20 protein-coding genes are annotated in these 22,850 nt (G+C 64.7%); 18 read left to right on the plus strand and 2 right to left on the minus strand.

What is annotated here, in order from left to right; genetic code table 11:
• Positions 1–68: 68 nt before the first annotated feature.
• The gene (locus PBR20603_RS02060) at positions 69–1,175 is read right to left on the minus strand and encodes an MBL fold metallo-hydrolase (RefSeq protein ID WP_150557872.1); all 1,107 of its coding nucleotides are present in this window, start codon (positions 1,173–1,175) and stop codon (positions 69–71) included.
• Positions 1,176–1,305: 130 nt separating this feature from the next.
• Between PBR20603_RS02060 and PBR20603_RS02065 the strand changes: the two genes are divergently transcribed.
• The 16 genes from PBR20603_RS02065 to PBR20603_RS02140 all read left to right on the plus strand — a co-directional run bounded on the left by PBR20603_RS02065 (position 1,306) and on the right by PBR20603_RS02140 (position 19,198).
• The gene (locus PBR20603_RS02065) at positions 1,306–1,743 is read left to right on the plus strand and encodes a MerR family transcriptional regulator (protein WP_150558294.1); all 438 of its coding nucleotides are present in this window, start codon (positions 1,306–1,308) and stop codon (positions 1,741–1,743) included.
• A gap of 192 nt (positions 1,744–1,935) precedes the next feature.
• Positions 1,936–2,412 carry a PaaI family thioesterase gene (locus PBR20603_RS02070; RefSeq protein ID WP_150557873.1) on the plus strand — a complete coding sequence of 159 codons (477 nt, stop codon included), beginning with the start codon at positions 1,936–1,938 and terminating at the stop codon, positions 2,410–2,412.
• A 98-nt stretch (positions 2,413–2,510) separates the two neighbouring features.
• Positions 2,511–3,692 (plus strand): isovaleryl-CoA dehydrogenase, encoded by a 1,182-nt coding sequence (locus tag PBR20603_RS02075; protein WP_150557874.1) that lies wholly within the window; start codon positions 2,511–2,513, stop codon positions 3,690–3,692.
• A gap of 95 nt (positions 3,693–3,787) precedes the next feature.
• Positions 3,788–5,593: a bifunctional isocitrate dehydrogenase kinase/phosphatase gene (aceK, locus tag PBR20603_RS02080; protein ID WP_150557875.1), complete on the plus strand. Its 1,806-nt coding sequence runs from the start codon at positions 3,788–3,790 to the stop codon at positions 5,591–5,593.
• 48 nt (positions 5,594–5,641) lie between these two features.
• Positions 5,642–6,322: a carbonate dehydratase gene (gene can / locus PBR20603_RS02085; RefSeq protein WP_150557876.1), complete on the plus strand. Its 681-nt coding sequence runs from the start codon at positions 5,642–5,644 to the stop codon at positions 6,320–6,322.
• Between the two features lie 163 nt (positions 6,323–6,485).
• Entirely contained in the window at positions 6,486–7,670 is a 1,185-nt protein-coding gene (locus PBR20603_RS02090; RefSeq protein WP_150557877.1) for an acetyl-CoA C-acetyltransferase, read from the plus strand.
• Between the two features lie 54 nt (positions 7,671–7,724).
• On the plus strand, positions 7,725–8,402 hold the full coding sequence (locus PBR20603_RS02095; RefSeq protein ID WP_150557878.1) for an SDR family oxidoreductase: 678 nt from the start codon (positions 7,725–7,727) through the stop codon (positions 8,400–8,402).
• Positions 8,403–8,576: 174 nt separating this feature from the next.
• Positions 8,577–9,182, plus strand: coding sequence for a 2-hydroxychromene-2-carboxylate isomerase (locus PBR20603_RS02100; RefSeq protein ID WP_150557879.1), 606 nt, complete (start codon positions 8,577–8,579; stop codon positions 9,180–9,182).
• A 19-nt stretch (positions 9,183–9,201) separates the two neighbouring features.
• Complete coding sequence (locus tag PBR20603_RS02105; RefSeq protein ID WP_150557880.1) at positions 9,202–9,624, plus strand: YchJ family protein; 423 nt, start codon at positions 9,202–9,204, stop codon at positions 9,622–9,624.
• A gap of 96 nt (positions 9,625–9,720) precedes the next feature.
• Positions 9,721–11,328, plus strand: a complete 1,608-nt coding sequence (locus PBR20603_RS02110) for a carboxyl transferase domain-containing protein (RefSeq protein ID WP_150557881.1) — start codon at positions 9,721–9,723, stop codon at positions 11,326–11,328.
• 34 nt (positions 11,329–11,362) lie between these two features.
• A complete protein-coding gene (locus PBR20603_RS02115; protein ID WP_150557882.1) occupies positions 11,363–12,154 on the plus strand; it encodes an enoyl-CoA hydratase/isomerase family protein in 792 nt (263 codons plus the stop codon).
• A 312-nt stretch (positions 12,155–12,466) separates the two neighbouring features.
• Positions 12,467–13,843: an adenosylmethionine--8-amino-7-oxononanoate transaminase gene (gene bioA / locus PBR20603_RS02120; protein WP_150558295.1), complete on the plus strand. Its 1,377-nt coding sequence runs from the start codon at positions 12,467–12,469 to the stop codon at positions 13,841–13,843.
• Positions 13,840–15,048 carry an 8-amino-7-oxononanoate synthase gene (gene bioF / locus PBR20603_RS02125; RefSeq protein WP_150557883.1) on the plus strand — a complete coding sequence of 403 codons (1,209 nt, stop codon included), beginning with the start codon at positions 13,840–13,842 and terminating at the stop codon, positions 15,046–15,048. The genes bioA and bioF overlap by 4 nt, the downstream gene beginning before the upstream one ends.
• On the plus strand, positions 15,041–15,844 hold the full coding sequence (gene bioD / locus PBR20603_RS02130) for a dethiobiotin synthase (RefSeq protein ID WP_150557884.1): 804 nt from the start codon (positions 15,041–15,043) through the stop codon (positions 15,842–15,844). Before bioF ends, bioD begins: the two co-directional genes overlap by 8 nt.
• 60 nt (positions 15,845–15,904) lie before the next feature.
• A complete protein-coding gene (gene bioB / locus PBR20603_RS02135) occupies positions 15,905–16,960 on the plus strand; it encodes a biotin synthase BioB (RefSeq protein ID WP_150557885.1) in 1,056 nt (351 codons plus the stop codon).
• A 216-nt stretch (positions 16,961–17,176) separates the two neighbouring features.
• Positions 17,177–19,198, plus strand: a complete 2,022-nt coding sequence (locus PBR20603_RS02140; protein WP_150557886.1) for an acetyl/propionyl/methylcrotonyl-CoA carboxylase subunit alpha — start codon at positions 17,177–17,179, stop codon at positions 19,196–19,198.
• Between the two features lie 25 nt (positions 19,199–19,223).
• On the opposite strand, the gene PBR20603_RS02145 is transcribed toward PBR20603_RS02140, so the two are convergent.
• Positions 19,224–20,027: an AraC family transcriptional regulator gene (locus PBR20603_RS02145; RefSeq protein WP_150557887.1), complete on the minus strand. Its 804-nt coding sequence runs from the start codon at positions 20,025–20,027 to the stop codon at positions 19,224–19,226.
• A gap of 278 nt (positions 20,028–20,305) precedes the next feature.
• On the opposite strand from PBR20603_RS02145, the gene PBR20603_RS02150 reads away from it, so the two are divergent.
• Together PBR20603_RS02150 and PBR20603_RS02155 are read left to right on the plus strand one after the other, a co-directional pair.
• A complete protein-coding gene (locus PBR20603_RS02150; RefSeq protein WP_150557888.1) occupies positions 20,306–21,205 on the plus strand; it encodes an NAD(P)-dependent oxidoreductase in 900 nt (299 codons plus the stop codon).
• A 214-nt stretch (positions 21,206–21,419) separates the two neighbouring features.
• Positions 21,420–22,634 carry a porin gene (locus PBR20603_RS02155; RefSeq protein WP_150557889.1) on the plus strand — a complete coding sequence of 405 codons (1,215 nt, stop codon included), beginning with the start codon at positions 21,420–21,422 and terminating at the stop codon, positions 22,632–22,634.
• Positions 22,635–22,850: the final 216 nt, after the last annotated feature.

A 22,850-nucleotide genomic window follows, 5' to 3' on the forward strand; every position in this document is an offset into this window, starting at 1 on the left:
GCACTCGCAACCCCATGGAAAATGCCCCGGTGACGCAGGTCACCGGGGCATTTTTCATTGCAGCCGAATCAGACCGGAGACGAGACGGGAGATGCGACGGGAGAGAAGCGCCAGACGCCCTTCGCATCACGCTCACGCGTGAGTTCTCCTGCACGCCAGAGCATGTGCAAGTGCGCGAGCGCTTCGCCCATGGCGAAGGTTGTCTGATGCGCATCGAGCTTGCGATGGAACATGATGGGCACAATGTCGCCCGCGCTCTGCGGCGACCTTGCGCACGCCTCGCGCACTTCCTGCAACCGCGCGGCGTGGTGATCGCGCAGTTGATGAATGCGCGTATGCAATCCGGTAAACGGCCGGCCGTGCGAGGGCAGCACGAGGCAATCGGCGGGCAGCTCGAGATAGACGCCCAGCGAGTCGAGAAACAGTTGCAGCGAGTTGGCTTCGGGCTCGATGTCGAACACGCTGACGTTGGTCGAGATGCGCGGCAGCACCATGTCTCCGGAGATCAGCACGTTGTGCTGCTCTGAGTACAGCGCCATATGTTCCGGCGAGTGGCCGTAGCCCGCGATCAGGCGCCAATCGCTGCCACCGATGCGCAGCGTATCGCCATCGCGCAAGCGGAAGTAGCGCGATGGCACTTCGGGCACGAGATCGCTGAAGTAGCTTTTCCGGTTGCGGATCTGGTCGATCATCGCTTCGTCGGCGAGGCCATGCGCGATGAAGTGCGTTACCGCGAAATCGCCCCCTGCATTGGCCGCGTTGTTGTTGTCGCCCTCCGACATGAGACGGCCCCACGCGTAGTCGCCCAGCGACATGGCAAGCCGGGCTTCCCAGCGCTGCTTGTCGCCGCCCTTGCAGATCCAGTGCGCAAGGCCGAGATGGTCGGGGTGGCAATGCGTGACGACGACGCGCAGTACCGGCTCGCCGCCCAGCGCGCTGTCGAACACTTGCTCCCAGTACGCCTTGATCTGCGGATGCGTGATGCCGCAATCGACCACCGTCCAGCCTTTGACGCCATTCACCTCATCGCGCAGCAGCCACAGGTTGATGTGGTCGAGCACGAACGGCAACGGCATGCGTACCCAGAAGACACCCGGCACCACCTCGTGCACCGTGCCGCCATCCGGAAGGAAATCGCCAAGGGGATAGTTCAGTTGTTGTTCGAGGGCATTCACGGGGGGCCACGCTCCAGATGGGCTTGTTCTCTTGTTGTCAGGTTGACGCCGTCACCGATTGCATACGATGCAAGTTGACGCTAACGTAAACGGCAATTCTATCTGCAATGGTAAGCACTTGCTTAACCCGATGCTCACATACACGATCACCGACCTCGCCCGCGAGTTCGACATCACCCCCCGCGCGATCCGCTTCTATGAGGATCAGGGTTTGCTCACCCCCGCCCGCGAAGGCCCCGGCGGACGCCATCGCGTCTACACCGGTCAGGATCGCACACGCCTCAAGCTCACGCTGCGCGGCAAGCGTCTCGGCCTCACGCTCTCGGAAATCAAGACCATTCTCGATCTCTACGAGTCGCCCAAGGATACGGTGCCCCAGCTCAAGGTGTTCCTCGATACGCTCTCGCAACACCGGCAAGTGCTCGAACAGCAACTCGAAGACCTTCACGCCACGCTCGACGAAGTCGCGCAACACGAAGCCCAATGCCTCGCCTTGCTCGAGGCTGCGGGCGAGGCGGCGCCGGCCTCCATTACCCGTCGTACGAAAGCCACCGCAGCGTCGCACTGATTCGCGACGCCTTACCCCGCCGCCACCGCCCGCTGTCCGCTCTGTCCGCTGTCCGGCTTGCGCCCGGTCCGGCGGGCCTCCCCCTCCCCCCGACGACGCCATTTTCAGATTCAGGAAACCCCTTACTTTACGTTTACGTAAACGTAAAGTAGTATCTTCGAACCCAGCCTTGTCGGCGCTTTTGCTCCCATTATGGTCAACACTCCGGTCTCTCACGCTGCCCCGCTCGCCGACGCCGTCGCCGCGAAAATTCGCGCCAGCTTCGACAAACAGGGCGTGATGACGCATTGGGGCGCACAACTCTCGCATCTTGCCGAGGGTCACTGCGAAATCTCTCTGCCGTTCTCGGACAGAGTCAACCAGCAGCACGGCTATTTCCACGGTGGCGTTATCGGGGCCATCGCCGACTCGGCGGGCGGCTACGCCGGTTACACCTGTATCACGCCCGATAAGGAACTGGTCACGGCGGAATACAAACTGAACATTCTTGCACCCGGCAAGGGCGATACACTGGTCGGACGCGGTCAGGTCGTGAAAGCCGGACGCACACTCATCATCGCCACGGCCGAACTGTTCGTCGTCGAGAACGGCCAATGGACGCTATGCGCCCTGATGCAGCAAACGCTGTTCGTGCTGGCGGCCACGCCCCCGGCGTCCACGACTCGCTGAGTGCCGCCGCACCCGATTCACCGAATCAACGCCTCTCGAAACATCATCGAACATCAGCGCGGGCGAGCCGCCACGCGCCACCCTCTGGAGACTGTGTCATGACTACGTTGCCCGGCCTCAATTTCATGCTCGGCGAAGACCTCGACATGCTGCGCGAATCGGTCGCGAACTTCGCGTCCAAGGAAATCGCCCCGCGCGCCGGCGAAGTCGACCGCACGGACCAGTTCCCGATGGATCTCTGGCGCAAGATGGGCGACCTCGGCGTGCTCGGCATGACGGTCTCGGAAGAGTACGGCGGCGCGAACATGGGCTATCTGGCCCACATGATCGCGATGGAGGAAATCTCGCGCGCGTCGGCATCGATTGGCCTGTCGTACGGCGCGCACTCGAACCTCTGCGTCAACCAGATTCATCGCAACGGCACTGCAGCACAAAAGGCGAAGTACCTGCCGAAGCTGGTGTCCGGCGAGCACATCGGCGCGCTCGCGATGAGTGAGCCGAATGCTGGCTCGGACGTCGTCAGCATGAAGCTGCGCGCCGAGAAGCGCGGCGACCGTTTCGTGCTCAACGGCACCAAAATGTGGATCACGAACGGCCCGGATTGCGACACGCTGGTCGTCTACGGCAAAACCGATCCGGAAGCCGGTGCGCGCGGCATGACCGCGTTCCTCGTGGAAAAGGGCATGAAGGGCTTCTCGGTCGCGCAAAAGCTCGACAAGCTCGGTATGCGCGGCTCGCACACGGGTGAGCTGGTGTTCGAGAACGTGGAAGTCCCGGAAGAGAACGTGCTCGGCCAGGTCGGCGGCGGTGTGAAGGTGCTCATGAGCGGCCTCGACTACGAGCGCGCCGTGCTCGCCGGCGGCCCGCTGGGCATCATGCAGGCCGCCATGGACGTGGTCGTGCCCTACATCCACGACCGCAAGCAGTTCGGCCAGTCGATCGGCGAATTCCAGCTCATTCAGGGCAAGGTCGCCGATATGTACACGATCCTGCAGGCGAGCCGTGCGTACCTGTACGCGGTGGGCCGTCAGCTCGAGTCGCTCGGCAGCGATCACGTGCGCCAGGTGCGCAAGGACTGCGCAGGCGTGATTCTGTACACCGCCGAAAAGGCGACGTGGATGGCCGGTGAAGCGATCCAGATTCTGGGCGGCAACGGCTATATCAACGAGTACCCGGTCGGCCGTCTGTGGCGCGACGCGAAGCTCTACGAAATCGGCGCGGGCACGTCGGAGATCCGCCGCATGCTGATCGGCCGCGAACTGTTCGCGGAAACCCTGTAACCCAACGCAATCCACGACGGACATTCAGGCGCAGGCCGCAGCGCTACAATTCACCGAGCCTGCAAGGAAAAGCCCCTGCGCCTGTCCCGACCGGTATGAATCACTTCCCGAAACTCCTGTCGTCGCAGTTTGCTTTCGACGTCGCCCGCACGATGCTGGACGGCTTCGACAAGCATTACCGCATCTTCCGCGAGGTATGTGTCGCGGCGCAGGCATGTTTCGAGGCGGGCGACTTCACGGGCATCCGGAAGCTCCAGCGCGATCGCATCGCCTATTACGACGAACGCGTGCGCGAATGCACCGTGACGCTGGAAGACGAGTTCGACGCCCAGTCGCTCGACGACGATGTCTGGAAGCAAGTGAAGCTGCACTACATTGGCTTGCTCACGGAGCATCGTCAGCCCGAGTTGGCCGAGACGTTTTTCAACTCGGTGTGCTGCAAGATCCTGCACCGCTCGTATTTCAACAACCGCTTCATCTTCGTGCGCCCCGCCGTGGCGACCGAATACATCGAGAACGACGCGCCCGCCGCGAAGCCGACCTATCGCGTCTATTACCCGGCGCAAGACGGCATGGCTGCCACGCTGGCGCGCATCGTCACGAATTTCCAGCTCACCCGAGCGTTCGCCGACCTTTCGCGCGACGTCGGCTACGTGAAGCGTGCCATCGAAGAGGCGTTCGGCGAGTTCGAACCGGCGCCGAATTTCCAGATTCACGTGCTCGCGTCGCTGTTCTTCCGCAACAAGGCAGCCTATATCGTCGGCCGTATCGTGAACGGCGACGTGACCACGCCGTTCGCCGTCCCGATCATGCACGATGCGAACGGCAAGCTCACGCTCGACACGGTCCTGCTGCGACGTGACGAGCTGCGCGTGGTGTTCGGCTTCACGCACGCGTATTTCCTGGTCGATATGGAAGTGCCCTCGGCCTACGTGCAGTTCCTGCGCACCATCATGCCGGGCAAGCCCAAGGCCGAGATCTATACGTCGATCGGTCTGCAAAAGCACGGCAAGAACCTGTTCTATCGCGATTTTCTGCATCACCTGAAGCATTCGAGCGACAAGTTCGTGAGCGCGCCGGGCATTCCCGGCCTGGTGATGCTGGTTTTCACGCTGCCCTCCTATCCGTACGTCTTCAAGCTCATTCGCGAGCGCTTCGCGCCGCCCAAGGAGACCACGCGCGAGCACGTGAAAGCGAAGTACCTGATGGTCAAGCAGCATGATCGCGTTGGCCGGATGGCCGATACGCTGGAGTTCTCGAGCGTGGCCTTCCCGCTCTCGCGCTTCGACGATGCCCTGCTCGCCGACCTGCGGCGCGAAGTGCCTTCGCTACTCGAAGTCGATGGCGACGCACTCGTGATCCGCCACTGCTATATCGAACGCCGCATGACGCCGCTCAATCTGTGGCTCCAGACCGCGTCGGACGCGCAGGTCGACCACGCCATGCGCGAGTACGGCAATGCGGTCAAGGAACTGATGGCGGCGAACATTTTCCCGGGCGACATGCTGTACAAGAATTTCGGTGTGACGCGTCACGGCCGGGTGGTGTTCTACGACTACGACGAACTGGAATATCTGACGGATTGCCACATCCGTCGAGTGCCGGAACCGCGTAACGAAGAAGAGGCGATGTCGGGGGAAGTCTGGTACCGTGTAGGCCCGCACGACGTGTTTCCGCAGACGTTTGAGACGTTTCTGACGGGAGACGCGCGCGTGCGGCACTCTCTGAGCCAGCATCATCCGGATTTCTTCGACCCCGGCCTGTGGCAGGACCATCAGGACCGGGTGCGAGCCGGACAGATGCACGACTTCTATCCGTACGATGTCTCGCTGCGTTTCGTCAATCGCTACGGCACCGGCAGCGGTGTCACGAGCACCCCGCCTCGCGCGGCGGCCGCTTGAGCATGCGACGTCTCCCAGCACACGACACGCCCGCCGGATGACACGATCATGACCGAAGACAAAGACCAACCTCTCATCCACCTGCTCGATAACAATCGCGCCTGGGTTGCCAGCGTGAACGCGGAAGATCCCGCATTTTTCGAGCGGCTATCGAAGCTGCAGTCCCCGGAATATCTCTGGATCGGTTGTTCAGACTCGCGCGTGCCCGCCAACCAGATTACGGGCCTTGCACCGGGCGAGGTGTTCGTCCACCGCAATATCGCGAACGTTGTGGTGCATAGCGATCTGAACTGCCTGTCGGTATTGCAATTCGCCGTCGAGGTGTTGAAGGTGCGCCACATCATGGTGGTTGGCCACTACGGCTGCGGCGGCGTGGGCGCGGCGCTCGACGGCGCCAAGATGGGCCTCGTGGACAACTGGCTGCGCCACGTGCGCGATGTCTACGAGCAGCACATCGACCAGATAGACGCTCTGCCCTCGCGTGATGCGCGTCACGACCGCCTGTGCGAGCTCAACGCGATCGAACAGGTCGTGAATATCTGCCACACGACGGTTTTGCGCGACGCCTGGGCCCGCAATCAACCTGTGACGGTGCATGGCTGGGTGTACGGTCTGCGCGACGGGCTGGTGCGCGATCTGCGCATGTCCGTGAACAGCCTCGAAACGCTGCCGCGTATCTACGCCCGCTGCGTCGCGGCAATGGACGAATTACGCAATCCGCGCGCTTAAGCGATCGGCGCCGTCCGGCGAAGCCGGACATCCGCTGACCGCTGGCGACCCTAGGCTGGGCGCGTGGGCGATGGAAGGACTGAAGCATTGGATATTCGGGGGCTGACGAACCCCGTCCGAGAGGACGGATCGGCAGCCCCGCCACCGATTACAGGAGACTGCCATGCAACAAGACCCGATCGTTATCGTATCCGCCGCCCGCACGCCGATGGGCGGCCTGCAAGGGGTATTCGGCGATGTCGCGGCGCCGCAACTGGGTGCCGCCGCCATTCGTGCCGCCGTCGAGCGCGCCGGTCTCAAGCCGGAACAGGTCGACGAGGTGGTGATGGGCTGCGTGCTGCCTGCCGGTCAGGGCCAGGCACCGGCGCGTCAGGCCACGCTCGGCGCCGGGCTGCCGCTCGGCGCAGGTGCGACGACCGTCAACAAGATGTGCGGCTCCGGCATGCGCGCCGCGATGTTCGCGCACGACATGCTCGTTGCCGGCAGCGCTGATGTCGTTGTCGCCGGCGGCATGGAAAGCATGAGCAACGCGCCCTATCTGTTGCCCAAGGCGCGCACCGGCATGCGCATGGGGCACGGTCAGGTCATCGACCACATGTTCTTCGACGGCCTGGAAGACGCCTACGAGAAAGGCCGCCTGATGGGCACCTTTGCCGAGGAATGCGCCGATCGTTACGCGTTCACCCGCGAAGCCCAGGACGCCTTCGCCATCGCGTCGCTCGAACGCGCCCAGCACGCGACCAAGGACGGTTCGTTCGCGTGGGAAATCACGCCCGTGACGGTCCCCGGCCGCAAGGGCGATACCGTTGTCGATCAGGACGAACAGCCGCTCAAGGCCAATCCCGAGAAGATTCCGACCCTCAAGGCCGCCTTCCGCAAGGACGGCACCGTGACAGCCGCCAACTCGTCGTCGATCTCGGACGGCGCCGCCGCGCTCGTCCTCATGCGCGAATCGACGGCCAGGCGCCTCGGCCTCACGCCGCTCGCGCGCATCGCCGGCCATAGCACCTTCGCTCAACAGCCCGGCCTGTTCACGACCGCACCGATCGGCGCCATGCGCAAGCTGTTCGATAAAACCGGCTGGTCGACGAAAGACGTCGATCTCTACGAAATCAACGAAGCCTTCGCCGTCGTGACGATGGCCGCGATGCACGAATTCGATCTGCCGCACGAGAAGGTCAATATTCACGGCGGCGCGTGTGCGCTCGGTCATCCGATCGGTGCGTCCGGTGCGCGTATTCTGGTCACGCTGATCGGCGCGCTGCGCAAGACCGGCGGCAAACGGGGTGTCGCGAGCCTGTGCATCGGCGGCGGCGAAGCCACGGCAATGGCCATCGAACTCGTCTGACGCGCTGCTTTGCGCCCTCTGACTCCGGCACTGACCGACAAGGACAAACCCGTCATGAAAACTGCGCTCATCATCGGTGCTTCGCGCGGCATCGGCATGGAATTCGTGCGGCAGTATCGCGAGGACGGATGGCACGTCTTCGCCACGGCGCGTGACGACAATGGGTTGTCGGCCCTGCGCGAACTGGGTGCGGAGCCGCTCAAGCTCGACGTCACACGCGTCGAATCGCTCTCGGGCCTGTCGTGGCAGCTCGACGGCGTGGCGCTGAATGTTGCCGTCTACAACGCGGGCGTGAATTCGGATCGTACGGCCGGCCTCGCGCCGGTCACGAAGGAAGCGTTCGACCGCGTGTTCCACACGAACGTACTCGGCGCCATGCAGGCGGCGCCACTCGTCTTGCCGTTCGTCGAAGCCGCAGGCGGCACGTTCGGCTTTCTCTCGAGCCGCATGGGCAGCATTGCCCTGATGGAGTCGAACGGAAGCTGGCTCTACCGCGCGAGCAAGGCGGCGGTGAATTCGGTGGTCAAGGCCGTCTCGCTCGAAGCGCAGCGCGCCACATGCGTCGCGATGCATCCGGGCTGGGTACGCACAGACATGGGGGGCGAGAACGCCGACATCGACGTGCAGACGAGCGTGACCGGCATGCGTCGCGTACTCGCCCGCGCGCCGGGTGAACGCGCCACGCACAACGGCGGTTTCTTCAATTACGACGGCAACGCACTCACCTGGTAATCGCAGGGTCGCGGGCCGCAAGTGTGAACCCTCCGTGCGGTAACGGAGCACAGAAAGAGGCAAGGTAACGATCGGGCAAAGATCGCCCGGCGTCAGACGGAATAACAAGCTGTTGCCACACCGCCGTATCTTTTGATTCGCGGGCCAGACACGTCACTCGGAAACGGAGCCAACATGACGGCCGCCATCGACTTTTATTTCGACTTCGCATCCCCGTATGGGTATTTTGCGAGTACGCGCATCGACGACATCGCCGCGAAAAGCGGACGCGGTGTCGCGTGGCATCCGATCCTGCTCGACATCGTCTACAAGGTGAACGGCTCGGGTGCGCCGGTGCAGCATCCGATCAAGACCGAATATCTGCGACACGACGTGGAGCGCACGGCGCGCTTTCACGGCATCGCGTACAAGCGACCGACGCACTTCCCGATCCCGACGCAAGCCGCCGAGCGCGCCGTGCTTTGGGTGCAGGACCATCGCGGCGGCGATCTGTCGGCGGAGTTCGCGAAGTCGATCTTCCAGGCGCTGTACGTCGACGACGTGAACATCGGCGACCCGGCCGAACTTGTGCGCCTGGGCGAAGCCCTCGGCATCGACGGTGCGGCGCTCGACGTCGGCATGCACTCCCCCGCCGCCAAGGACCACCTCAAGGCTGAAATCGATCTGGCCATCGCGCGCGGTGTCTTCGGATCGCCGTTCGTGATCGTGGACGGCGAACCGTTCTGGGGCTTCGATCGCTTCTTGCAGGTCGAGGCCTGTCTGAAGCAAGGCAAGATCTGACAACAAGGCAAGACACACAATGGCAAGACCCCAACCGGCGCGCAGCACCGCGACACAGAACCCCGGGCGCGAAGCCTGCCCTTGCGGCGGACTCGCGTTCGAAGACTGCTGCGGGCGCTATCTTGAGCGCGGCGACATTCCCCCCACGGCCGAAGCGCTGATGCGCTCGCGTTACACGGCGTTCGTGCGTCACAACGCGCCGTATCTGCTCGACACGTGGGCGGCGCGCACGCGTCCCGCCACGCTCGATTTCGACGACGCGCCGCAGTGGCTCGGCCTTCAGATCAGGGCGCATCAGCAACGCGACGACAGCCACGCCGAGGTCGAATTCGTCGCTCGCTACAAGATCGGCGGACGCGCCCACCGCTTGCACGAGCGCAGCCGCTTCGAGCGCTCGGACGACGGCCGCTGGCGCTACCTCGACGGCGACCTGTTCGACTGAGACCGCGCGGGCAGACGCTCACACACGCTCAAACACGTTCACGCACGTACCGATAACGAATTCAACGACAACTCACTCTCCACCGGATTTCGTCACATGCCGATTCTCGAAAGCAAACTCAACCCGCGCGGCGAAGACTTTGCACGCAACGCGGCCGCGATGCAGACCCTGGTCGACGACCTGCGCGAACGGGTGGCCCAATTGGCCGGTGGCGGCGGTGAGGCTGCACGCAAAAAGCACGTCGGCCGCGGCAAGCTGCTGCCGCGCGAGCGTGTCCAGCAATTGCTCGATCCGGGCTCGCCGTTTCTCGAACTCTCGCAGCTCGCCGCCATCGGCATGTATCACGACGATGCCCCCGGCGCCGGCATCATCACCGGTATCGGACGTGTCTCGGGTCAGGAATGCGTGATCGTCTGCAACGACGCCACGGTCAAGGGCGGCACCTACTACCCGATGACCGTCAAGAAACATCTGCGCGCGCAGGAGATCGCCGAGCAGAACCATCTGCCGTGTATCTATCTGGTCGATTCGGGCGGCGCCAACCTGCCGAATCAGGACGACGTCTTCCCCGACCGCGATCACTTCGGCCGCATTTTCTACAACCAGGCGCAGATGTCCGCACAGGGCATTCCGCAGATCGCCGTGGTGATGGGTTCGTGTACGGCCGGTGGCGCCTACGTGCCGGCGATGAGCGACGAGTCGATCATCGTCAAGGAACAGGGCACGATTTTCCTCGGCGGCCCGCCGCTCGTGAAAGCCGCAACCGGTGAGGAAGTCAGCGCCGAGGACCTCGGCGGCGCCGACGTCCACACACGTCTGTCGGGCGTGGTGGATCACTTCGCGCAGAACGATGCACACGCGCTGTCCATTGCGCGCAGCATCGCCGCCAACCTCAATCGTCAGAAGCCGGCGACCGTCGCGCTCAGACCGCCCGTCGAGCCGAAGTACGATGCCCGCGAACTGTACGGCGTCATCCCGTCCGACACGAAGAAACCGTTCGACGTGCGCGAAGTGATCGCGCGTCTGGTCGACGGCTCCGAATTCGACGAGTTCAAGGCGCGCTACGGCACCACACTCGTGTGCGGCTTTGCGCATCTGTGGGGCTATCCGGTCGGCATCGTCGCGAACAACGGCATTCTCTTCTCTGAGTCCGCGCAAAAGGGCGCGCACTTCATCGAGCTGTGCTGCCAGCGCAAGATCCCGCTGATCTTCCTGCAGAACATCACCGGCTTCATGGTCGGACGCAAGTACGAAAACGAGGGCATTGCGAAGCACGGCGCGAAGATGGTGACGGCCGTCGCCACCGCGAACGTGCCGAAGTTCACGGTCATTATCGGCGGCTCGTTCGGCGCCGGTAACTACGGCATGTGCGGCCGTGCGTACTCCCCGCGTTTCCTGTGGATGTGGCCGAACGCCCGCATCTCGGTGATGGGCGGCGAGCAGGCCGCGTCGGTGCTGGCGACGGTCAAGCGCGACGGCATCGAAGCCAAGGGCGGTCAGTGGAGCGCCGGCGAGGAAGATGCCTTCAAACAGCCGATCCGCGATCAGTACGAGCGCCAGGGGCACCCGTACTATGCGAGCGCCCGCCTTTGGGACGACGGGGTGATCGACCCCGCCGACACCCGCACCGTGCTCGGACTGGGCCTGTCGGCCTCGCTCAATGCGCCGATTCCGGAAACGCGCTTCGGCCTGTTCCGCATGTAACCGCCTGCACCGGTCCATCGAGGAATTCCACGTCATGAATCTCGCCACGCTAAAACTCAGCGTCGATGCCCACGTCGCCACGATCACGCTCAATCGTCCGGACGTGCGTAACGCCTTCAACGAAACGGTCATCGAGGAATTGACGGGCGCGTTTCGTGCGCTCGCCACGAACGACGACGTGCGCGTCATCGTGCTCGCTGCCGAAGGTGTCGCCTTCTGCGCCGGCGCCGACCTGAACTGGATGAAGAAGATGGCCGGTTACTCGGATGCCGAGAACCGTGCCGACGCGATGACGCTGGCCGTCATGCTCAATACCATCTACCGCTGCCCGAAGCCGGTGATCGCCCGCGTGCAGGGCGACACCTACGCCGGCGGCGTGGGTCTGGCGGCAGTGGCCGATATCGTCGTCGCCGTGGACACCGCGCACTTCTGCCTGTCCGAAGCCAAGCTGGGTCTGATGCCGGCCACGATCGGCCCCTATGTCATTCGCGCCCTCGGCGAAGCGGCCTCGCGCCGCTACTTCCTCACGGCCGAACGCTTCACCGCGTCGACGGCACAACGGCATGGTCTCGTCCACGAAGTCGTTACCGCAGACGCGCTCGATAACACCGTACAGGCGCTCGCCAAGGCGCTCGCCGATAACAGCCCGAACGCCGTGAAGGAGTGCAAACGCCTGGTGCAGGACTTCGCGAGCCGCGCCATCGATGAGAACGCCATCGCCGAGACGGCGGAGCGCATTGCGACCATTCGCGCGTCGGACGAAGGCCGCGAAGGGGTTCGTTCGTTCCTTGAGAAGCGCTCGCCGTCGTGGCGCGCGGCGTCCTGAGCCCGCCGCGAGCGCCAGCACGCATCATCGGTTACAAATTTTTTTGAGGAGGGCTGACGGCGGAGATGCCGCAACGTTATCGGCGGGTTTTACGAAATTATCGATAACGTCTTGCTACGGCACATAAACCAGCGATTTTTTGCGCCAATTCCGCCTATTGCCCTGCCAAAACGCTTTGCCTACCATGCGCCCATCCCCCACCTCCGGCCCCGTGCGGCAGCGCCAAACGCGACGCCCGCCACCGGCCAGCCGGACGGACGACGCACGTCCCCGTGCGAGCGTCGCCCGTCGCGGCCAACCAAGGAGTCAATGATGGACGCCTCCCCGCGCCCCCCCGCCGGTCCCGGCGATCTCGCCGCGCGCAGTCTGCGACAGGTCTGGCACCCCTGCACGCAGATGAAGCAACAGGCAAAGCTGCCCCTCGTCGCGCTGTCTCACGGCGAGGGCCCCTGGCTCGTCGATACCGGCGGCGAGCGTTACCTCGACGCCATCAGTTCATGGTGGGTCAATCTGTTCGGCCATGCGAACCCGCGCATCAACGCGGCGCTCGTGGATCAGCTCGGCCGTCTCGAGCACGCGATGCTCGCAGGCTTCACGCACGAGCCGGTCGTGGCACTGGCCGAGCGGCTGTCGGCATTGACCGGTGGCGTGCTGGGCCATGCCTTCTTTGCGTCCGACGGCGCTTCCGCCGTCGAGATCGCCCTCAAGATGAGCTTTCACGCGTGGCGCAATCAAGGCCATAGCGACAAGCGTGAATTCGTGTGCGTGCGTCACGGCTATCACGGCGAAACCCTTGGCGCGCTCGCCGTGACCGATGTCGCGCTTTTCCGCGATGCCTACGACCCGCTGCTGCGTCACGCCCACGTGGTGGCCTCGCCCGACGCGCGGCTCGCGCACGAGGGCGAAACGCCGGTCGACGTAGCGCGCCGTGCCGCAGCCGAACTCGAGGCGTTGCTCGTCAATCGCGAAGGCCGCGTCGCCGCCGTCATTGTCGAGCCGCTCGTACAGTGCGCCGCCGGTATGGCGATGCACGATCCCGAATACCTGCGGTTGGTGCGCGCGTTATGCGACCAGCATGGCGCGCATCTGATCGCCGACGAAATCGCCGTCGGCTGTGGACGCACCGGCACGTTCTTCGCGAGCGAACAGGCCGGCATCTGGCCCGACCTGCTCACGCTGTCCAAAGGCATCAGCGGCGGCTATCTGCCCCTCTCGCTGGTCCTCTCGCGCGACGCGATCTACAACGCGTTCTACGACGACGACACCGCTCGCGGCTTCCTGCACTCGCACTCTTACACCGGCAATCCGCTCGCGTGCCGCGCCGCACTCGCCACGCTCGACATCTTTGCCGACGACGACGTTCTCGCGCGCAACGCCGTTCGCGCGGCGCGTCTCACGCAGGCGCTCGCCCCGCTCGCAGACGACCCGCGCGCCCGGCATTTCCGCCATCGCGGCATGATCTGGGCGTTCGATGCGGTGTTGCCGGATACGTCTGGCGCCGCAGCGGCCTTCGCGAAGCGCTTCTACACCGAAGCCCGCGCACGCGGTGTGCTGCTGCGCCCCATCGGCGCCACGGTCTATCTGATGCCGCCGTATGTGCTGGACGACGGTACCGTCGACTGGCTCGCACAACAAACGCTCGCGGCGTTCGACGCCACGATGACGCACGGCATGGAGGTGTCGGCATGACGTCCCATCCCCTGCTCTCTCGCCTCGACGCCGGACTTGCGGAGATCGACCGCGCGCACCTGCGACGCCGTCACCGCGTGGTGTCCACACCGTGCCAGCCGCATTTGCGGGCCGACGGCCGCGACGTCCTCGCGTTCGCCAGCAATGACTATCTCGGTCTGGCCGCCCATCCGAAGGTCGTCGAAGCGCTCATCGAAGGTGCCCGTCGCTACGGTGCGGGCAGCGGGGCATCGCACCTCATCAGCGGTCACTCGCAGGCCCATGCGGAACTCGAAACCGCACTCGGCGACTTCATGTCGCCGCATCTCGTCGACGGCCGCGCGCTGTACTTCTGCACCGGCTATATGGCCAATCTGGCGACGATCTCCGCGCTCGCGGGCAAAGACGCCGAGATCTTCTCCGAGGCACTCAATCATGCGTCGTTGATCGACGGTGCACGGCTGTCGCGCGCCCGCACGCATGTCTACGCTCACGGCGATGTCGAGGCGCTGGCCGCGCTGCTCGCCGCCAGCACGGCCGAGACGAAGCTGATCGTCACCGACGGTGTGTTCTCGATGGACGGCGACATCGCGCCGCTGCCGCAACTGCTCGCGCTTGCCGAACAGCACAACGCGTGGCTTATCGTGGACGACGCGCACGGCTTCGGCGTCGTGGGCGAAAACGGCCGCGGCGTATTCGAGCACTTCGATCTGCGCTCGCCCAACCTCGTCATCATCGGCACGCTCGGCAAAGCCGCCGGCGTCGGCGGGGCGTTCGTCGCGGCAAACCATCGTGTCATCGACTGGCTCATCAATCGCGCACGCCCGTATATCTTCACGACGGCGGCGGCTCCTTCGCAGGCGCACGCGCTGCTCACGAGCGTTGCCCTGATTGCGGGCAGCGAGGGCCGCGAGCGTCGCGCTGCGTTACAAGCCCGCATTGCCCAACTGCGCGATTCGCTCACGCTGCGGCATTGGCGGCACATGGTCTCGCCGACGGCTGTACAGCCGATCATCCTCGGCGAAAACGCTGCGGCGCTGCACGCCCAGGCGGGCCTCGCGGAAGCCGGCTTGTGGGTGCCCGCGATCCGTCCGCCGACCGTCGCACCGGGCACGTCGCGCCTGCGCGTGACGCTCAGTGCCGCACACACGGCAGACGACGTCGCGCGGCTGGCCACCGCCATCAACCAACTCGACCGAGACTGGACGGAGCACGCACATGGCTGATCGGAACCTTATCGCTGCCTCCGAAGCCCCCGCCGAACGACCGGCGCCAGCCCGTCACGCGTTCTTCGTCACCGGCACCGACACCGAGATCGGCAAGACGCTCGTCTCGTCCGCGTTGCTGCATGCGGCTGCGCGTCGCGGGCTGGTGTGCGCGGGGCTCAAGTCGGTTGCGGCGGGCGCCTCCGAGCACAACGGGCGCTTCGTCAACGACGACGTCGAGCAGTTGCATCGGGCGAGCAACCTGAAGCTGCCGGACGACTGGTATTGCCCGTACGTGCTCAAGGACGCGACCGCGCCGCACATCGCGGCGGCCGCCGAAGGCATTGCCCTCGATTGCAGCGTGATCCGCGCGGGCTATGCGCGTGTGGCCGCACGCGCCGACCTTGTGATCGTCGAGGGCGTAGGCGGTTTTCGCGTGCCACTCGGTCCCGACGCGAGCGCGCCGGATACCGCCGATCTGGCGCGTCAACTCGGCCTGCCGGTGATTCTCGTGGTCGGCCTGCGGCTGGGTTGCATCAGCCACGCACTGCTCACTGCCGAAGCCATTGCGTCGCGCGGACTCACGCTCGCGGGCTGGGTCGCCAATCACGTCGATCCCGACATGCGCCACGTGGAGGCAAACGTCGACGCGATTGCGGCACGATTGTCCGCGCCGCTGCTCGGGCGCGTGCCGCATCTGCCACACCCCGACGCAGCGACGGCATCCGGCTATCTCGACATTGCCCCGCTGGTCGACACGACACGGCCTCGTGCGGTGGAGGCGTCGCTGACGACGCGCCCGCACACCGCCCCCTGAGCGCGCGATCCCCTATCGCGCGACATCCCCCCCGACATACCGAATTCAAGGAATCACACCATGCAAGTTCACGCCCACACCGCCGCTCACGGACACGACGAAGCGCTGCGCCGCAACGACAAGCCCTGGACCGTCACCGAGATCGAGGCGCTCTTCGCGCTGCCGTTCAACGATCTGATCTTCCGCGCACAGCAGGTGCATCGCGAACACTTCGACGCCAATGCGGTACAGCTCTCGACGCTCCTCTCGATCAAGACGGGCGGCTGTCCGGAGGACTGCTCGTATTGCCCGCAATCGGCACGCTACGACACTGGCGTGGAAGCCGAGAAGCTCATGCCGGTAGAGGAAGTCGTTGCCGCCGCGCAGCGCGCCAAGGACGCCGGCGCCACCCGTTTCTGCATGGGCGCCGCGTGGCGCAGCCCGAAGCCCCATCAGGTCGACGCCGTGGGCGAGATGGTGCGCAGCGTCAAGGCGCTGGGTCTGGAGACGTGCGTCACGCTCGGCATGCTGCGTGACGGACAGGCCGAACAGTTGCGCGAGGCCGGTCTCGATTACTACAACCACAACCTCGATACGTCGCCCGAGTTCTACGGCCAGATCATCACCACGCGCACTTATCAGGACCGTCTGGACACGCTCGCCCGAGTCCGCGACGCCGGGCTGAAGGTCTGCTGCGGCGGTATCGTCGGGCTGGGTGAGACACGCCGCGAGCGCGCCGGCCTCATCGCGCAACTGGCCAACATGTCGCCGTATCCCGAGTCGGTGCCCATCAACAATCTGATGAAGGTCGAAGGCACGCCGCTCGAACACAACGAGAACGTCGATCCGTTCGATTTCGTTCGCATGATCGCGGTGGCGCGCATTACGATGCCGCGCGCGATGGTGCGTTTGTCGGCGGGTCGCGAGATGATGGACGACGCCCTGCAATCGCTGTGCTTCCTTGCCGGGGCCAACTCGATGTTTTACGGCGAGAAGCTGCTCGTCACGCAGAACCCGCAAGCCGAACATGACCGCGCGTTGCTCGCGCGCCTTGGCATGCGCACCTCGACCGAGGAAAAGCTCGGCGCCGCCGATGCCGGCGAGTGCGATGGCCTCACGGCCTGCGCCACGCACTGAGTGCGTTCTGCATGACAACGGGCTGGCGTTGAAGAAGGTGTTGACAGATTAAGCGCCGCGACGGCAACGAGATCGCAGAAGACGATCCGCCGTGGCGGCGAAGTTGGATAGCAACGAGAATGGCGCAAGTGCCGCGGCCCTCCGTCACAAGCGGAGGTGCAAGGTGCAGGTCCGAGGTGCAAGCGCCGCCCCAATCGATCATTTTCCGGAGGCAATATGTTCGACAAGATCCTCATCGCCAACCGCGGCGAAATCGCCTGTCGCGTCGCGGCAACGGCCGCACGCCTGGGCATTCGCACCGTGGCCGTTTATTCCGACGCCGACGCGCACGCCAAACATGTCGCCGTGTGCGACGAAGCGGTACACGTGGGCGGTGCCGCCGCGCGCGACAGTTACCTGCGCATCGACGCCATCATCAACGCCGCCAAGGCCACCGGCGCGCAAGCCATCCACCCGGGCTACGGCTTCTTGTCAGAGAACGAGGCGTTCGCTGCCGCATGCCACGAGGCGGGCATCGTCTTCATCGGCCCGCCGGTCGGCGCCATCCATGCGATGGGCAGCAAGAGCGCCGCCAAGACGCTCATGGAAGGCGCGGCCGTCCCGCTGGTCCCCGGCTATCACGGAGACAATCAGGACGCCGCCTTCCTGCACGCACGCGCCGACGAGATCGGCTACCCCTTGCTGCTCAAGGCCAGCGCAGGCGGTGGCGGCAAGGGCATGCGCGTGGTGGAGCGCAGCGAGGATTTCCGCGCCGCGCTCGCGTCGTGCCAGCGCGAAGCGGCGAGCAGCTTCGGCGATGAGCGCGTGCTCGTGGAGAAGTACCTGACGCGTCCGCGTCACATTGAGATTCAGGTGTTCGCCGACACGCACGGCAACTGCGTCTATCTGTTCGAGCGCGACTGCTCGGTGCAACGCCGTCACCAGAAAGTGCTGGAAGAAGCGCCCGCACCGGGCATGACCGACGAGCGCCGCCGTTCGATGGGCGAAGCCGCCTGCAACGCCGCGCGCGCCGTGGGCTATGTCGGTGCCGGTACGGTGGAGTTCATCGCCAATCAGGACGGCTCGTTCTACTTCATGGAGATGAACACGCGCCTGCAAGTCGAGCACCCGGTCACGGAAATGATCACGGGACTCGATCTGGTGGAGTGGCAATTGCGCGTGGCTGCAGGCGAAGTGCTGCCCCGCAAGCAGGAAGCGTTGCGCATTCACGGCCATGCGCTCGAAGCGCGTATCTACGCGGAAAACCCGGACAACAACTTCCTGCCGTCGACGGGCACGCTTTCTACACTGCGCCCGCCCGCGGCGGTTCAATTCGAGATCGGCGGGGCGGCGACACCGGCCGCCGTGCGCATCGACTCGGGCGTGCGCGAAGGCGACACCATCTCGCCGTTCTACGATCCGATGATCGCCAAGCTGATCGTGTGGGGACAGGACCGCGACGAAGCGCTCGCGCGCATGCGCCGCGCGCTGGGTCAGTACCGCGTGGTCGGTGTGCAGACGAACATCGCCTTCCTCGGACGCCTGGTCGCCAGCGAACCGTTCGCCGGCGCCGATCTCGACACCGGTCTGATCGAGCGCCATCGCGACACGCTGTTCCCGGCGGCCGCCCCGGTGCCCGCGACCACGCTGGCGCTGGCTGTGGCCGCACAGCTCGGTCGCGAAGCCGTGATCGGGCGCCGCAAGTATCAGGACAGCATCGACCATCACTCGCCGTGGCAACTCGCCACCGGCTGGCGTCTGAACGGCGATTACCAGCGCACCCTGTCGTTCGATCATGGCGAGACGCGTCTTGACGTCATTCTCACGAGCGGTGCGCAGGCCAGCACGCTGACGGTCGACGGGCAGACCTATCCGTATCGCTACGCTCACGACGGCGGGGTTTACCGCGTGACGCTCGGCGAGCGGCGCGTGCAAGGTCACGTCGACTTCGAGCAGCAGACCGCCCACGTCTTCGCGGATGGCCTGTCGTGGACGCTGCGCTGGCATGACCCGCTGGCACAGGCAGGCGCCCAGGAAGGCGGTGAGGGCCGGTTGACGGCGCCCATGCCGGGCAAGGTCATTGCGGTACTCGCGCCGGCCGGCACGAAGGTCGAGAAAGGCGCGCCGCTGCTCGTGATGGAGGCGATGAAGATGGAGCACACCATCAGCGCGCCGGCCGACGGGGAGATCGAAGAGGTGCTGTACGCCGTCGGCGATCAGGTGCCGGAGGGCGCGCAGTTGCTGGCGTTCAAGCGGTAACTGCCAATCGGGAGGCGATCCGGTATCACGCCGGATCGTGTCCTGCCGCGCCCGGAATCGCCTGACGCCGGAACTGCTGCGGCGTCAGTCCCGACTGGCGCGCGAACATCTCGATAAAGGCGGAAGGCGTCGCGTATCCCAGATCGAGCGCAATCGACTTGACGGTGCGCCCCGCCTCCAACCCCTCGATGGCGCGCAGAAAGCGCATGCGCTGCCGCCACTGCCCCAACGTCATCCCCAACTCCGTGCGGCAATGGCGCGCCAGCGTGCGCTCCGTCATGGAGACGGTTTCGGCCCACGCGGCGAGCGTGCGGTTGTCGGCAGGCTCGCGCTGTAATGCCTCCAGCACACGCGCCAGTGACGGGGATCTGGCCAGCGGCAAGAAACGCGGCTCGGCCGGGGCGAGCGCCAGCTGATCGATAAGCACCTGCGCGAGACGACGGTCGGCCTCGGTGCGCGGACATGCCACGCCTCGCTCGGCGAAATCGGACAGGATCGCCCGCAGCAGAGCGCTGATTCGCAAGGTGGCGACGTTCGCGGGGAGCACGCTCGCGAGTGACGCGTCGATGTACACCGACCGGTAAATCACCGCATGCGCGTTGAAGCTCGCGTGCGCGGCCTTCGGCGGAACCCACACGGCATATTGCGGCGGCGACAGCAGCCGGGTTCCCTCGATCTCCAACTGCATCACGCCATTCGCGACGTAATTGAGCGTTCCCCAGTCGTGACGATGCGGCAGCCACGCCGTCTGGGCGTCGAACTCGTCGTACCGGAAATACACCGGATACGGCAGCTTCTTGAAACTCGGCCAGTTATTGCGGAGGGTCATGGCGATGGCGGGAACGGGCGCGCCCGGCGACGGGCGGCATCACGCGCATCTTACCCGTGCCGCGACTCCCGTCGCTGGCGGCGCACCTCCCCCGGGCGCACCTCGCCCCGTCTCCTCTGCGTCGACTCGTGTTCGGTGTCATGCTCTCGAACAACGCGGGCCGCACCCGTGCGTGGCGCCCCTGGCTGGCGAGCCCATTGCCTGTTGACCATTGGCTGTGGGCTTTTTGCCCCCTCTTCCCCCGCGCGACACCTACATCCTTGGCATCAGGAGAACGTATGAATATCGGATTTCTCGGACTCGGCACGATGGGCGCCCCCATGGCGCGCAATCTGCTTAAGGCGGGATTCGCACTGCGCGTGTGGAATCGCTCGCGCGGCCCCGTCGACGCGCTGGCCGCAGATGGCGCCACGCCGGGCGCTACCCCGGCAGATGCCGCTCGCGGTGCAGACGTTCTGATCGCCATGCTGGCCGATGACGACACTTCGCGCACCGTACTCTGCGAAGGTGCCGGCGGCGGTGCGCTGGGCGCGCTGCCGCGCGGCGCCATCGTCGTGAACATGGCCACCGTCTCGCTCGAGTTCGCCCGGGAGATGCTGGCGCAATGTGAGTCACTCGGCCTGCGCTATGTCGCAGCACCGGTGCTGGGGCGTGTGAATGTCGCCGAGGCGGGCAATCTCAACATTCTGGCGGCGGGCGAGACGGCGGTCATCGACACCGTTCAACCGATCTTCGATGTGCTGGGTCAACGCACCTGGCGCTTCGGAGACTCGCCCGAGCAGGCCAACGTCGTGAAACTCGCTGCGAATTTCATGATCGCCAGCGCCATCGAATCGATGAGCGAAGCTGCCGCGCTCGCGCAAGGTCACGGTGTGGCCGGCGCCGACTTCCTCGACATGATCACCACCGCAGTGTTCGCGACACCCGCTTATACGGGCTACGGCGCAGCGATTGCAAAGGAGGTCTTCGAGCCGGCCGGCTTCAAACTTGTGCTCGGCGCCAAGGATGTTCGCCTGGCGTTGCTTGCGGGCGAAGCCGCGAACGTGCCGATGCCGTTCGGCACTGTGCTGCGCGACAACCATCTCGACAGCCTCGCACACGGCGAAGGCCAGCTCGACTGGGCCGCGCTGTCGCGTGTGGCGCTGCGACGCGCCGGTCTGCCGAAGGCCAAGTCCTGACACCCTCAGCGGGGATGTCTCCGCGCTACCGCTTACTGCGTTATTCAGCGAGAAATTTTGAGGAGGGTTCCTAGAAACTCCGGCAGCGACCCAGAGAAGCGGTCGCTGCCATGCGGATTTTCGCTCATTCGGAATTTTCATAAGGAATCCGAATAGGTGTTCGGAAATATTCTCGGTGTCGATTTCAACCATGCGCGGCAAGGCGCTCGACACCATGACTCAACTCCCACATACGCCCACCGGTCTGCGCGCCCTCGCGCTGGCTGCCACGCTCACGCTGCTGTCGCTGCCTGCCAGTGCCAGTGCGCAGAGCAACGTCACCCTCTACGGCACGATCGATTCGGGTTTCGTACACGCCAATCACACCGCCACCCGCAACGGCCCGCAGTCGAAGTCGATGATCACGAGCAACATCATCTCCGGCAGCCGCTGGGGCCTGCGCGGCACGGAACCCCTGGGTCAGGGGCTTTCCGCACTGTTCCAGTTGGAGAGCGGATTCAACGCGGTCAACGGCGAGATGGGTAACGGCGGCCGTGCGTTCGGGCGCAAGGCCATCGTCGGCCTGAAGAGCACCCAATGGGGCGAAGTGACGATCGGCCGTCAATACGACCCGGTCGTCAATCTCGTGCAGGGCACGACCGCCGACGGCTACTTCGGCGGCTTCTTCGCCACGCCTGGCGACGTCGACAACTACGACAACGGCGCGCGCGTCAACAACTCGATCCGCTACGCCACGCCGAACTTCGGCGGCCTGCAATTCGAGGGCATGTACGCGACGGGCAATGTGGCAGGCAAGGACGGGGCCGGCCGCACTTTTGGCTTCGCGGGTGCCTACAGTAATGGTCCGGTTTCGCTCGGCGCAGGCTTCTTCGTCGCGGATGGTGGCAGCAAGCGGATGCTCGACAGGCAGCATCACGACTATGGCTATCGCGATTGGACCAGCAGCGCGGGCTCGCTGTTCGGCTCAGCGATCAACCGCGGCTTCCGAGCGGCAAGCAAGGTGCGCATTGTGCGCGTGGGCGGAAAGTACGCGGTAGGCCCGGCAATTCTGGGGCTGTCGTTGTCAAACGCGCAATACGCGAGCGATGGTCTTTCGGATTTCACCGGCACGGCGAATTTCGACACGGTCAACGCCTTCGCCACTTACGCGCTGACGCCGGCAATCAACACGGGGATCGGTTACAGCTATACCCGCCTGCGCGGCGCTCGCGCTGTCCGTGCGCATTACAACCAGTTCAACGCCGGCGTGACGTATGCGCTCTCCAAGCGTACGTCGACATACGTTATCGGCGGCTACCAGCAGGCTGTCGGCAAGACGCTGGATCGCGGCAGCGTTGTGAAAGCTACCGCCTCGGTCGGTTCGTACGGTCTCGACGCCGGCGCACGGACCCAATTGCTGGTCGGCATGGGCTTGAAGCACAGCTTCTGATTCTTCGTCCGGCAATCGGCCCGAACGCGTTGAAGCATGCGGTTTCGGGCCGATTCTCTCGATGCATTCCGCCGCTCAAATTTCAAACGATTGTTTGGAAAATGGAATGGATTCGTCTAAAAAAATACACTATTCGCGATTTTAAGGGTTTACCCTATTCGGGAATCTATTTAGAATTCAACTCCATTGATGTTCGATGCAGTGGCAACCGGCAGT

The sequence above is a fragment of the Pandoraea bronchicola genome, assembly GCF_902459805.1.
In the GTDB taxonomy this organism is placed as follows: Bacteria; Pseudomonadota; Gammaproteobacteria; order Burkholderiales; family Burkholderiaceae; genus Pandoraea; species Pandoraea bronchicola.

Coding starts and splice junctions, on each gene's coding strand:
- PBR20603_RS02065 (WP_150558294.1), top strand. CDS start 1,306: ATGCTCACATACACGATCACCGACCTCGCCCGCGAGTTCGACATCACC.
- PBR20603_RS02070 (WP_150557873.1), top strand. CDS start 1,936: ATGGTCAACACTCCGGTCTCTCACGCTGCCCCGCTCGCCGACGCCGTC.
- PBR20603_RS02075 (WP_150557874.1), top strand. CDS start 2,511: ATGACTACGTTGCCCGGCCTCAATTTCATGCTCGGCGAAGACCTCGAC.
- aceK (WP_150557875.1), top strand. CDS start 3,788: ATGAATCACTTCCCGAAACTCCTGTCGTCGCAGTTTGCTTTCGACGTC.
- can (WP_150557876.1), top strand. CDS start 5,642: ATGACCGAAGACAAAGACCAACCTCTCATCCACCTGCTCGATAACAAT.
- PBR20603_RS02090 (WP_150557877.1), top strand. CDS start 6,486: ATGCAACAAGACCCGATCGTTATCGTATCCGCCGCCCGCACGCCGATG.
- PBR20603_RS02095 (WP_150557878.1), top strand. CDS start 7,725: ATGAAAACTGCGCTCATCATCGGTGCTTCGCGCGGCATCGGCATGGAA.
- PBR20603_RS02100 (WP_150557879.1), top strand. CDS start 8,577: ATGACGGCCGCCATCGACTTTTATTTCGACTTCGCATCCCCGTATGGG.
- PBR20603_RS02105 (WP_150557880.1), top strand. CDS start 9,202: ATGGCAAGACCCCAACCGGCGCGCAGCACCGCGACACAGAACCCCGGG.
- PBR20603_RS02110 (WP_150557881.1), top strand. CDS start 9,721: ATGCCGATTCTCGAAAGCAAACTCAACCCGCGCGGCGAAGACTTTGCA.
- PBR20603_RS02115 (WP_150557882.1), top strand. CDS start 11,363: ATGAATCTCGCCACGCTAAAACTCAGCGTCGATGCCCACGTCGCCACG.
- bioA (WP_150558295.1), top strand. CDS start 12,467: ATGGACGCCTCCCCGCGCCCCCCCGCCGGTCCCGGCGATCTCGCCGCG.
- bioF (WP_150557883.1), top strand. CDS start 13,840: ATGACGTCCCATCCCCTGCTCTCTCGCCTCGACGCCGGACTTGCGGAG.
- bioD (WP_150557884.1), top strand. CDS start 15,041: ATGGCTGATCGGAACCTTATCGCTGCCTCCGAAGCCCCCGCCGAACGA.
- bioB (WP_150557885.1), top strand. CDS start 15,905: ATGCAAGTTCACGCCCACACCGCCGCTCACGGACACGACGAAGCGCTG.
- PBR20603_RS02140 (WP_150557886.1), top strand. CDS start 17,177: ATGTTCGACAAGATCCTCATCGCCAACCGCGGCGAAATCGCCTGTCGC.
- PBR20603_RS02145 (WP_150557887.1), bottom strand. CDS start 20,027: ATGACCCTCCGCAATAACTGGCCGAGTTTCAAGAAGCTGCCGTATCCG.
- PBR20603_RS02150 (WP_150557888.1), top strand. CDS start 20,306: ATGAATATCGGATTTCTCGGACTCGGCACGATGGGCGCCCCCATGGCG.
- PBR20603_RS02155 (WP_150557889.1), top strand. CDS start 21,420: ATGACTCAACTCCCACATACGCCCACCGGTCTGCGCGCCCTCGCGCTG.